Annotated in this window: 5 protein-coding genes, 22 tRNA genes and 2 rRNA genes; 27 read left to right on the top strand and 2 right to left on the bottom strand. The window is 39.0% G+C overall.

What is annotated here, in order from left to right:
- From ACLBWW_RS06165 to ACLBWW_RS06035, 27 genes are all read left to right on the top strand, one after another.
- Positions 1-85 (top strand): 23S ribosomal RNA (locus ACLBWW_RS06165); the annotation flags it as partial.
- A 101-nt stretch (positions 86-186) separates the two neighbouring features.
- A 5S ribosomal RNA gene (gene rrf / locus ACLBWW_RS06160) occupies positions 187-302 on the top strand.
- Positions 303-307: 5 nt separating this feature from the next.
- Positions 308-383: transfer RNA gene (locus ACLBWW_RS06155), tRNA-Val, on the top strand.
- A 4-nt stretch (positions 384-387) separates the two neighbouring features.
- Positions 388-463, top strand: a tRNA-Thr gene (locus ACLBWW_RS06150).
- Positions 464-473: 10 nt separating this feature from the next.
- Positions 474-549: transfer RNA gene (locus tag ACLBWW_RS06145), tRNA-His, on the top strand.
- Between the two features lie 21 nt (positions 550-570).
- Positions 571-651 (top strand) — tRNA-Leu (locus ACLBWW_RS06140).
- 29 nt (positions 652-680) lie between these two features.
- A tRNA-Gly gene (locus tag ACLBWW_RS06135) sits at positions 681-755 on the top strand.
- 16 nt (positions 756-771) lie between these two features.
- A tRNA-Leu gene (locus ACLBWW_RS06130) sits at positions 772-860 on the top strand.
- A 3-nt stretch (positions 861-863) separates the two neighbouring features.
- Positions 864-937, top strand: a tRNA-Arg gene (locus ACLBWW_RS06125).
- A 10-nt stretch (positions 938-947) separates the two neighbouring features.
- A tRNA-Pro gene (locus ACLBWW_RS06120) sits at positions 948-1,021 on the top strand.
- A 14-nt stretch (positions 1,022-1,035) separates the two neighbouring features.
- Positions 1,036-1,108: transfer RNA gene (locus ACLBWW_RS06115), tRNA-Ala, on the top strand.
- A gap of 20 nt (positions 1,109-1,128) precedes the next feature.
- A tRNA-Met gene (locus tag ACLBWW_RS06110) sits at positions 1,129-1,205 on the top strand.
- A gap of 4 nt (positions 1,206-1,209) precedes the next feature.
- A tRNA-Ile gene (locus ACLBWW_RS06105) sits at positions 1,210-1,286 on the top strand.
- A gap of 17 nt (positions 1,287-1,303) precedes the next feature.
- Positions 1,304-1,396: transfer RNA gene (locus ACLBWW_RS06100), tRNA-Ser, on the top strand.
- A gap of 27 nt (positions 1,397-1,423) precedes the next feature.
- Positions 1,424-1,500 (top strand) — tRNA-Met (locus ACLBWW_RS06095).
- A gap of 3 nt (positions 1,501-1,503) precedes the next feature.
- Positions 1,504-1,579, top strand: a tRNA-Asp gene (locus ACLBWW_RS06090).
- A 14-nt stretch (positions 1,580-1,593) separates the two neighbouring features.
- Positions 1,594-1,669, top strand: a tRNA-Phe gene (locus ACLBWW_RS06085).
- A gap of 14 nt (positions 1,670-1,683) precedes the next feature.
- A tRNA-Thr gene (locus tag ACLBWW_RS06080) sits at positions 1,684-1,759 on the top strand.
- Between the two features lie 10 nt (positions 1,760-1,769).
- Positions 1,770-1,845 (top strand) — tRNA-Lys (locus ACLBWW_RS06075).
- 13 nt (positions 1,846-1,858) lie between these two features.
- Positions 1,859-1,929 (top strand) — tRNA-Gly (locus ACLBWW_RS06070).
- Between the two features lie 10 nt (positions 1,930-1,939).
- Positions 1,940-2,016: transfer RNA gene (locus ACLBWW_RS06065), tRNA-Ile, on the top strand.
- A 7-nt stretch (positions 2,017-2,023) separates the two neighbouring features.
- Positions 2,024-2,098, top strand: a tRNA-Asn gene (locus ACLBWW_RS06060).
- Positions 2,099-2,104: 6 nt separating this feature from the next.
- Positions 2,105-2,195 (top strand) — tRNA-Ser (locus ACLBWW_RS06055).
- Between the two features lie 5 nt (positions 2,196-2,200).
- A tRNA-Glu gene (locus tag ACLBWW_RS06050) sits at positions 2,201-2,272 on the top strand.
- Positions 2,273-2,478: 206 nt separating this feature from the next.
- Positions 2,479-3,009 carry a sigma-70 family RNA polymerase sigma factor gene (locus ACLBWW_RS06045; RefSeq protein ID WP_048541170.1) on the top strand — a complete coding sequence of 177 codons (531 nt, stop codon included), beginning with the start codon at positions 2,479-2,481 and terminating at the stop codon, positions 3,007-3,009.
- Positions 3,002-4,030, top strand: coding sequence for a DUF4179 domain-containing protein (locus ACLBWW_RS06040; RefSeq protein ID WP_098077645.1), 1,029 nt, complete (start codon positions 3,002-3,004; stop codon positions 4,028-4,030). The genes ACLBWW_RS06045 and ACLBWW_RS06040 overlap by 8 nt, the downstream gene beginning before the upstream one ends.
- A gap of 578 nt (positions 4,031-4,608) precedes the next feature.
- On the top strand, positions 4,609-5,553 hold the full coding sequence (locus ACLBWW_RS06035) for an L-lactate dehydrogenase (RefSeq protein ID WP_048541166.1): 945 nt from the start codon (positions 4,609-4,611) through the stop codon (positions 5,551-5,553).
- Between the two features lie 326 nt (positions 5,554-5,879).
- On the opposite strand, the gene ACLBWW_RS06030 is transcribed toward ACLBWW_RS06035, so the two are convergent.
- Together ACLBWW_RS06030 and ACLBWW_RS06025 are read right to left on the bottom strand one after the other, a co-directional pair.
- Entirely contained in the window at positions 5,880-10,103 is a 4,224-nt protein-coding gene (locus tag ACLBWW_RS06030; RefSeq protein ID WP_048541164.1) for a S8 family serine peptidase, read from the bottom strand.
- Positions 10,104-10,135: 32 nt separating this feature from the next.
- Positions 10,136-10,741: a CalY family protein gene (locus ACLBWW_RS06025; protein ID WP_098047218.1), complete on the bottom strand. Its 606-nt coding sequence runs from the start codon at positions 10,739-10,741 to the stop codon at positions 10,136-10,138.
- Positions 10,742-11,066 lie beyond the last annotated feature (325 nt).

Genomic DNA, 11,066 nt, shown 5'->3' with positions numbered 1-11,066 from the left:
AAAGATGATCAGGTTGATAGGTTCGAGGTGGAAGCATGGTGACATGTGGAGCTGACGAATACTAATAGATCGAGGACTTAACCATATAATATGAAGCAATGTTATCTAGTTTTGAAAGAATATAAAAAACTTGTTGACTTTAAAAGTTAAATAAGTTACAATAATTCTTGTCTTAAATGAATACAGTCTGGTAATGATGGCAGAGAGGCCACACCCGTTCCCATACCGAACACGGAAGTTAAGCTCTCTAGCGCCGATGGTAGTTGGGACCTTGTCCCTGTGAGAGTAGGACGTTGCCAGGCAATTCGGAGGATTAGCTCAGCTGGGAGAGCACCTGCCTTACAAGCAGGGGGTCGGCGGTTCGATCCCGTCATCCTCCACCATTTAGCCGACTTAGCTCAATTGGTAGAGCAACTGACTTGTAATCAGTAGGTTGGGGGTTCAAGTCCTCTAGTCGGCACCAGAAAATCATGGCGGTTGTGGCGAAGTGGTTAACGCACCGGATTGTGGCTCCGGCATTCGTGGGTTCGATTCCCATCAGTCGCCCCATTTTTCTTTAAAAATTAATATGCGGGTGTGGCGGAACTGGCAGACGCACTAGACTTAGGATCTAGCGCCTTTGGCGTGGGGGTTCGACTCCCTTCACCCGCACTTTTAATAAAATAACTCATACATGTCTTGCGGAAGTAGTTCAGTGGTAGAATACAACCTTGCCAAGGTTGGGGTCGCGGGTTCGAATCCCGTCTTCCGCTCCAATTTTCAATATGACATGCCGGGGTGGCGGAACAGGCAGACGCACAGGACTTAAAATCCTGCGGTGGGTGACCACCGTGCGGGTTCGACCCCCGCCCTCGGCACCATATGCGCCCGTAGCTCAATTGGATAGAGCGTTTGACTACGGATCAAGAGGTTAGGGGTTCGACTCCTCTCGGGCGCGCTTTTATTAACGGGAAGTGGCTCAGCTTGGTAGAGCACCTGGTTTGGGACCAGGGGGTCGCAGGTTCAAATCCTGTCTTCCCGATTTTCCAAAAACACGGGGCCTTAGCTCAGCTGGGAGAGCGCCTGCCTTGCACGCAGGAGGTCAGCGGTTCGATCCCGCTAGGCTCCACTTATTTTAATATATTTTATGGCGGTGTAGCTCAGCTGGCTAGAGCGTACGGTTCATACCCGTGAGGTCGGGGGTTCGATCCCCTCCGCCGCTACCATAAAGGACCTTTAGCTCAGCTGGTTAGAGCAGACGGCTCATAACCGTCCGGTCGTAGGTTCGAGTCCTACAAGGTCCACCACTAAAGCTTTATATCTCGGAGGTATACCCAAGTTCGGCTGAAGGGATCGGTCTTGAAAACCGACAGGCGGCGAGAGTCGCGCGGGGGTTCGAATCCCTCTACCTCCTCCATTTTTTCTAAATTAAATATTTTATCATCGCGGGGTGGAGCAGCACGGTAGCTCGTCGGGCTCATAACCCGAAGGTCGCAGGTTCAAATCCTGTCCCCGCAACCAAATGGTCCCGTGGTGTAGTGGTTAACATGCCTGCCTGTCACGCAGGAGATCGCCGGTTCGACCCCGGTCGGGACCGCCATTTTTTTACATAAAGGCTCGGTAGCTCAGTCGGTAGAGCAGAGGACTGAAAATCCTCGTGTCGGCGGTTCGATTCCGTCCCGAGCCACCATTTTGAAGTCGCAAGCCGACTTAGCTCAACTGGTAGAGCAACTGACTTGTAATCAGTAGGTTGGGGGTTCAAGTCCTCTAGTCGGCACCACTTTCAAAATGAGCCATTAGCTCAGTTGGTAGAGCATCTGACTTTTAATCAGAGGGTCGAAGGTTCGAATCCTTCATGGCTCACCATTTACAATTTAATGCGGGTGTAGTTTAGTGGTAAAACAAGAGCCTTCCAAGCTCTGGTCGAGAGTTCGATTCTCTTCACCCGCTTTTCAATTATGGGCCTATAGCTCAGCTGGTTAGAGCGCACGCCTGATAAGCGTGAGGTCGATGGTTCGAGTCCATTTAGGCCCACCATAATTATTCCGCAGTAGCTCAGTGGTAGAGCTATCGGCTGTTAACCGATCGGTCGTAGGTTCGAGTCCTACCTGCGGAGCCATATTATAGAGAAGTACCCAAGTGGCTCAAGGGGCTCCCCTGCTAAGGGAGTAGATCGCGAACGCGGTGCGAGGGTTCGAATCCCTTCTTCTCTGCCAGAATTGGCCCGTTGGTCAAGTGGTTAAGACACCGCCCTTTCACGGCGGTAACACGGGTTCGAATCCCGTACGGGTCATACTAAAAGAGATAGCATAATCTGCTATCTCTTTTTTGTTTTGTAAAAGCGGACTTTGGATAGTCTGCTTTTTTTATGGATTTTTTGTGGCATTAGTGCTTGATAGTAATCATTGCAATAAGTTGTAGGAGATATATATACACTTATTTTTGCAACCTTTTTATTCTCTCATTCGACTATATTAGTAAAGGGAGGAAGAAATAAAAATGGACATAGCCTATCTAGTAAAACAAGCGACAAGAGGAAATGATCAAGCATTTGAACAACTTATTACTTTTGTTCGCCCAAAACTATATCGAACAGCTTATTCTTATGTAAGAAATGAACAAGATGCACTGGATATATACCAAGAAACAATTTATGAAGCATATCTTTCATTGAGAAAGTTAAAAAAGCCGGAGAAATTTCAAAGTTGGATTACTAAAATTCTTGTTTTTAAATCCATTGATTTTGTAAGAAAATCCTCTAGACAACTTGTTGCGAATGATGAAATGTTTTCTAATTTATGTGCAGAAGAGAGCATGAATAAATTAGAGCAATCGTTGGATTTAATCGAGGCATTTAATTTCTTAGATCCTACTTACAAAACTATTATTGTATTAAGGTATTATCACGATTTATCTATTAAGGAAATTGCTGAGGTTCTTAATTCTCCAGAAGGAACGGTAAAATCTCAATTACATCGAGCAAAGCAAGCTTTACGCCCCATTTTAAAGGAGGGATATAGTTATGAATAAAGAAGAATTTAATCACCATATCAATGATATTCCTATACCAGAAGACAGGTTAATTCAAAGAGAAAAAACAGCCATTCTTCAAGCTAAGAAAAATCAATACCGTAGAACCAAAACAATCAAGTATTCTAGTCTTGTTGCTTGTGGAATATGTGTTTCTCTCTTAGGTTTTGGATTCATTTCTCCTACTATGGCAAAGACATTATCGAGTGTTCCAGTTATAGGCCCCATTTATGCGCAATTTAATGATATTGCTTCTGATAAAATTGAAAAGGATGAGCTTGCTACATCAATTGAAAGACAAGATAACCATAGTGGTTTAACGATGAATGTGAAAGAAGCTGTTTACGATGGTGGACGTTTAGTGATCACAGTTGAATACAAAGGAGAAAATACTATTTCAAATACCAATGAAGAGAAAGCTGGACTTAGTTATGTAACCATTAATGGGAAAGAAGTCAGATCTGCAATTGGTTCTACTTCACAGAAATCAAAAGAAGGAAACACCATTATCGAGCAGCATGAATTTACTCTGGCTAATTACGGTGAATTTGGTGATAAAATTGATGTTTCCGTCCATGGGGAAGATTTATTTGGAAAAACAGGAACATGGAACGTAGCATTTCCTCTCACAAAAGTTGAAGGTGAGATTCATAAATTCACTCCTAATATAAAAACATTAACGAAAGATAATTTATATGCATTAACAGTAAATCAAGTAACCTTTTCTTCACTTTCAACGAGGATTGATTTGACCTTTGATTATCCAAAAGAAATGGAAGTTAATGATAGCTGGCCAGCACTTGATTATACAGTTACTGATGATAAAGGAAAAATCTACGAAGGAGTCAGCTTGCAAGTTGGTAGTACGGGACTATATGGACACCATATTGTTTTAGCTCTTCCGCCGATGGATAATCCTCCAAAATCCTTAACAATTGAGCCCGCGTATCTTAATGGTCTAAATGATACATTAAAAAATGGAGGTGCTGAAGATTTAAAAACGACTGTGTTGCTACAATAATTAAAGAGCTTTGCTAGGTTCACATGTTTATTGACTGTTAATAAGTGACGGTATGTTAATTTGACGTGTATGGAAAAAACATCGCTGTCCAGCTAAGATAAATTTGTATCCGTATAATCAAAAAACGCTATTCTTTTGTAGAAATATACAGAAAGGATGGCGTTTTTAATGCTGTTATTATTGTCGAGTTTTGTCGGTAAGTCGATATATTGCAAAAATCGCTGATATAATTTGAGTTACGGTCGATATATTCTAAAAATCGCTGATATATTTGGAGTTACGATCGATATATTCTAAAAATCGCCGGTATAATTTCACTTACCGACAAAAACCACAAGAAGAACCCTTTCACAATCTAAAGAAAACACCTAATTTGGTATGGATTCCACACCTATTCCAATAACTTTACACTCTATGTGAAAAAGTTCACAAATAGGTCATAATTTGTGAAGTAATTCACAATTATACGTGCTACAATATGAATGTAAAGAAGTTAAACAACATTAAATTAGTATTTTAATTAATTACTTAAACAATCATAAAAAAATAGATGTGAACAATAGAGAGGGGAAATTACCATGAAAAAAGGTATCAATCGTGTAGTATTAGTAGGAACAGGAGCTGTAGGTTGTAGTTACGCTTACTCAATGATCAACCAAGGTGTAGCTGAAGAATTCGTATTAGTAGATGTTAATGAAGCAAAAGCAGAAGGGGAAGCAATGGACTTAAGCCATGCGGTACCATTCTCTCCATCACCAACAAAAGTTTGGAGCGGTAGCTATGCAGATTGTAAAGATGCAGATCTAGTTGTTATCACTGCTGGATTACCACAAAAGCCAGGTGAAACTCGTTTAGACTTAGTTGAGAAAAATACAAAGATCTTTAAACAAATCGTGCGCGGCATTATGGATAGCGGGTTCGATGGAATTTTCTTAATCGCTACAAACCCAGTTGATATTTTAACTTACGTAACTTGGAAAGAATCTGGTTTACCAAAAGAGCGTGTAATCGGTTCTGGTACTACTTTAGACTCTGCTCGTTTCCGTTACATGTTAGGTGACTACTTAGATGTAGATCCACGTAACGTTCATGCTTACATCGTTGGTGAGCACGGTGACACTGAACTTCCAGTATGGAGCCACGCTACTGTAGGTGTACAAAAGTTAGAAACAATCTTAGCTAACAACGAGCAGTACAAACAAGAAGACTTAGATAAAATCTTCGAAAATGTACGCGATGCAGCTTATCATATCATCGAACGTAAAGGTGCAACTTACTACGGAATCGGTATGTCACTACTTCGTGTAACTAAAGCAATCTTAAGCAACGAGAACAGCGTATTAACTGTATCGGCATACCTTGAAGGTCAATATGGTGAGAAAGATGCTTTCGTAGGTGTTCCAGCTGTTATTAACCGCGAAGGTGTACGTGAAATCGTAGAACTTGAGCTAAATGAAGAAGAAAAAGCGAAATTCGCTCATTCTGTAAAAGTATTAAAAGAAACAATGGCACCAGTACTATAATAATTGCTAAATAATTCAGAGGCGGGAAACTGCTTCCTACCTCTGAGTTTTTATATAATTTAATATAAATTCCTTTTCCGGTTTCCCTTGTATATCCCCAATATACCCCTTTTGCTGGATAAGGGTCGTTTATAGAAAAGAGCACTCTACTTTATATAGAGTGCTCTTTATTATCCCGCTATTTGCCGGGCAGTAAGATCCCCACCTCAAAATGCAGCGAAAGCAACGAAGTTAGTTTGGTGATCAACTGCTCGTAAAAGCCCGATTGGTGAGGGCTAATAATCAGTGGGGGATGAACACCCCCCACTGATTAAAGTTTCACTTTATCATTTTTTAGGTGTTAATCCTAATTTCTTTAAAATATCTGCCAGTGTACCGCTTTTTGATTTTTCAACAGGTATTTGTGATTTAGATGCATCCGGTCCTTTTTTCAAGAAGTTCTTTTCAACGAAACGAATATCTTTTTCGTCGACAATGCCATCTTTGTTAAGGTCGCCGTCTTTTACAGATAGTCCTTTTTTACCATAGTTGCTAGCGATAATTTCAGCATCTTTTATATCAATTACTTTATCTCCATTTACATCACCGGCAAGATTTTCATCAGGTCGTGCATAATAATATTGGCCAAGCAGCTTACCATCTTTTTCAGTACCTAATTTCGTTGTTAGTCGGCTTGTTAAATGCCCTGGAACCTCCACGTATAAGTTATAATCACGTTTATTAACAGGAAGTCCATTTAGTTTAAAGTAACCGTATTTATCAAGTGAGCCTTCAAACTTATGACGGTAAGAATCCGTTGCATATACTTTTACACCAAGCTTTGTATAATCGAATTTCTCATCTAAATATCCACGTTCATTTAAGAATGCACCAGGTTTAATATTTCCTTCTACTTTTGAGTTTAAAGACATAACTGAGAATGTTTGATCTTGAAGGACACGCATTCTATTTGGCTCTGATTCACCTTGTTTCCAGTAAGCAAACACTGCTAAATCTAATTGAGCATTTGCTTCATAAAATTCATCATTTTCTACTTTGAAAGTTACATCAATGAACGGGAAATCACCATCTAATCCGCCGAAGTTTTTATCATCAATAGCCCCGCCTACTGTAACAGAACCTTCTTCTAGTTTCGGTTCATTTACTTTTGCTGTTACCCCTTTTTCGGAAAGGAGCTTTTCAAAAGCAGGATTCAATTTCGCATTTGCAAATTTGAAGTTTTTCTCTAGGAATTCTACGTTAAATTCTCCAGACACAAATTGTTTTACATGTTTGGCGTTTAGCGTCACAGTGAATTCATCATCTTTATATAATTCCTTTTTATCGTAACTAGCTTTTGCATATTGAGCGCCTTGCGGGATAAACCAATAGTTATTTACACCGCTCGGGTAGTCAGGACCTGCAGTTGCATAATCGAAAATATATACGCCTGTATTCATTGGGCCTTCCACCTTAAAGGATTCAGGAGTAATGCCAACTTTAAAGTCACCATTTGCATTAATAGGCAAAAACTTATGCAAGTATGGAGAATAATCATAGTACATAACACCGTTCGCTTCTTGCGTAATGTTAAATCCTTTTCCTTTTAAGTAGTCAACGTTAGAATCATATACATTTCCTTTAATCCATAGTGCTTTTTTACCGTCTTCTACTGTATAGTTTTCTTCATTTAATTCATAAATACCAGGCTGTAATCCAGTTAATTTCACTTCTGGCGGTGTATTATCAATTACGACATAATCGCCTTTCACACGTGCTTTTCCGGCTTTATCATAGCCAACAAATTCAATTGTGTAATCACCTTCTGGTAAGTCGATTTTCTCATCACCAATTGGTTTTGCAGGATCATTTGTAAAAGGATACACTCTGCCGTTAAAGAATGAATCTAAGTAGTAATACACGTCCGTTTTTAGTCCACTCGTGTTTAACGTTCCGATGAAGCCGAGAGCCTTATTTGTTTTCGAATCTTTCACGATAAGATCTAACGTCTCCAGTTCGCTATTTAATTGGAATGCCCCGTGCAAATACGATTCACGGTATGGATTGAATGTAGATGTATCAGTTGAGATTGTTTTTCTTGATAACAGTGCATTTTCAATACCAGGCTCTGATACACGAATAGAGAACGGAATTTGATACGTTTCTTCTTTATTTTTCGTGTTTGTAATATGGATGTATCCTTCATATCGGCCTTGCTTTGCACCAGCTGGAATATTAATTTTTGCTTCAATTTCATCTGATTTGCCGGCATCAATCGTAATTGTTTCAGCAGTAGAAACTTTTACACCGTTTGCGGCAGCATCGTTAATAGCAGAAGATGCTGGTGTATAAGAAATTTCTGTTTTAAATTCTTTCTTCTCTTGTTTATTGCGATTTTTAACTTTAATTTTTCGTTTTTGTTCAAGAGATTCCCCGTCTTTTTGATAGTACTTACCGAATGCAATGGATCCAGTTTCTTCAGGTACTTCAATCACTTCATCATTTACAATTGTTTTTGTCGTATCTAACACTTTAAAACTTGTTTCCGTATGAACAGAGTTATAAGCATCTACTCGTCCAGCTCCCACTTCATATACGGAATACTTTTCTTTTAAATCATCAGCTGTGTTCATAAGAGATGCTTTTACATCGAATGGAGAGTATTCTGGATGTTCTTGTAAAATAAGAGCAGCAACGCCAGCGATATGAGGAGATGCCATGGATGTTCCTTGCATACGTTCATAGGAAACATCGTAGTTTTCGCCCTCTTGTGGGTCGTTAATATATTCAGGTACTGTTGAAAGTACCGCAACACCAGGTGCTGTAATATCCGGTTTAATATCATCATTTGATGTAACAGGGCCGCGTGAGCTAAAGTCTGCAAGATGATCGCCTTCTGTTTGAATGTAATTGATTTCATCGAAAGTAAAGGATGTATTACCTTGTTCGATTTGAGCTTTTAGTTTTTCACCATCTTCTTTCGTTAGGCGGAATGCTGGAATGTATTTTGTGCTTTCGCCAACGTAGAAAGGGATTTCTCCGTCCACATTGTTATAAATAATAACTGCTTTTGCACCAGCTTGTTTCGCATTCGCGATTTTTTCATCAAATGAGAGTGTACCACGTGCAACGAGAGCAATTTTTCCTTTTACATCTTTTTTACTAAATTCGTCAGGCGTACCGATTCCGACAGATTCAATAGGTAAGGATTGTCCTTTGAAATCTTCTATTTTATCAGTGAAGTTTTTGCCGAATAAAATTAGGTTAGGGAATTGTAATTGTCCAGCATGACTTGATAATTTCGGTAAGGAAATAGAGCTATCACTTGCTCCAACTGTAATAGCAAATGGAGAAGCACCTGGTGATCCGAGTGTCGCTGGATTTGGACCAGAGTTCCCAGCAGCAACGACTGTAACAACACCAGAAAGCATCGCATTATTAACAGCGATAGACGTTGGATCAAGCGGATTGTTGTTATCGTCACCTAACGATAAGTTAATGACGTTCATACCGTCAGAAATAGATTTATCAATTGCAGCGATAATACCAGAACTATCTCCGCTTCCGTAAGGACCGAGTACACGATAGTTATACAGTTCAATGTCAGGTGCAACACCTTTTACAGCTGAATCTGATTTGTTTTTCTTTTGCGCAGAAACGATACCTGCTACGTGAGTACCATGCGCAGTGTAGAAGGAAGAACCACGATCATCAAATTCAGGAGCACCAGATTGTTGCCACTCTGCATACGTAGTCTCCATCGGATCTGCATCGTTATTAATAAAGTCCCAACCTTTTACAGAGTTTGGGTCTATTTTGCTAGAGTCCTCGCCATTTTTTGCACGGTATCCTTTATAAACATCTTTTAAGTCAGGATGATTGTAATCAATACCTGTATCTAATACACCAACTTTAATTCCTTTTCCAGTAATGCCCTCGCTATGTAACTTATCGACTCCAATTTGTGGAATGCTATCTGTTAGTTTTTGAGGTGCTTTCTGCTCTGCTTGTTTCGGTAAATTTAATTTCACTTCGTAATCTTTCCAAATACGCTTTACAACGCCAATTCGTAACAATTCTTCCACTGTATTTGCAGGTAACGTTAGAGCAACCCCATTTATAGCATGCTTATAAGAACGTTTAATTTGTACAGACTGGAAATTCCCTGATTTTACTGATGAGCTGAATTGATAAAGACGTTTGAGTCCTTTTTGGAATTCCTCATGTTCTTGATCAATACGTGCTTTTATATTTTCAGGAGCAGCTTGTAATCCTTTTTCTTTTTGTTTTAATTCATTAATCTTTACTGGAGCCGTTTGAAATTCTACAATGATATTTACTGGTTCGGAACTACTCGTATTAATATCTGGGGAAATAGTAAAACCAGGATTGGCATCTAACGTTTGTAATGCTTGGCGCTGTTCTTTAGAAAGTTTTGATAGTAAAGACTGGGCGTTTGAAGAGTCAATTTGGTTAATAGGGTTTTCAGCAAGTACATTGAACGGAAGGGTAGTTGAAAATAGAACACCAGCCGTTACAATTCCGGTAACAAAACGATTTTTCTTTTTCATATATAGGCCTCCGATAATTTATATTTTAAAAATTATTTCTCCACGCCTGGTGTTTGTTCTGCATGGAATGTCCAGTTTAGCTGCAGGGAATCACCTTGGAATTTATTTTGATCTTGGTCGTTGTCTTCAAAGGAGAAGAGAACGTGTAAATAATCTGTTTCACCAGATTTAATACCATCTATTAAGTTATGACGTTCTAGAGAAGTAGCTACATCCTCCGGTTTCATAGTTTTTAATTCTGATAGTTTTGTTTCCCACAAAATTTCATGATCATCGTTTGGATTAGATGGCTTTCCATCATTCACTAAAAATTTGACGGTGATGTGATCACCTAAATCTTCACCAGCATTATTTTGCTTTGCATCTGTAACCTCATAGGATGTTTCAAGTGCTACTTTTGCAATATCTAATGTTCCTTTGTTTTCAAGCTTGAAATTTCTTTCAATCAAATCACCTGGTTTTAAATCTTTCACATTAACAATTACGCTTGGGTTAATAGAAAGATCTAGTGTACCAGCTTGAAATGAGTTACTAGATGTTTCAGAATCACTGAAATAGGCGAATACACCGCCGAATGTAAGGGATAAGCCAAGCGTTGCTGTGACAACTCCCATTCCAACTTTTTGTTTTAATGACATAAGAAAGCCCCTTAATATAATTTTTTATCGAACTTTCGCCTGGAGCATGGATAGAGTAAACATAGTGTTTCAGTATGAATTATAGTTGCGAAGGTTCTATGTTCTTTATTGAGAACAAGTATATGCTTATGAATTTTCCATTTCAATAAAATTGTGACGAAAAATGTTGAGAAACATTTTTTTATGACAGATTATTTTGTTACGATTTTAAATGATAACTAGCGAGTAAAATAGGATAAATCTAATGAAATAAAGGTTGAGAAATAAATAATAGGATGAAAGACTAGTAGAGAATGAAGCGTTTGCAATGAATATTCGTCAAAAT

It is taken from the genome of Bacillus sp. M5A3_1b, from assembly GCF_053345335.1.
This window is presented reverse-complemented; position numbering and strand designations above follow the sequence as displayed.

Excerpts from the sequence above, each read along its gene's own strand:
- ACLBWW_RS06045 (WP_048541170.1), top strand. The coding sequence starts at position 2,479 with ATGGACATAGCCTATCTAGTAAAACAAGCGACAAGAGGAAATGATCAA.
- ACLBWW_RS06040 (WP_098077645.1), top strand. The coding sequence starts at position 3,002 with ATGAATAAAGAAGAATTTAATCACCATATCAATGATATTCCTATACCA.
- ACLBWW_RS06035 (WP_048541166.1), top strand. The coding sequence starts at position 4,609 with ATGAAAAAAGGTATCAATCGTGTAGTATTAGTAGGAACAGGAGCTGTA.
- ACLBWW_RS06030 (WP_048541164.1), bottom strand. The coding sequence starts at position 10,103 with ATGAAAAAGAAAAATCGTTTTGTTACCGGAATTGTAACGGCTGGTGTT.
- ACLBWW_RS06025 (WP_098047218.1), bottom strand. The coding sequence starts at position 10,741 with ATGTCATTAAAACAAAAAGTTGGAATGGGAGTTGTCACAGCAACGCTT.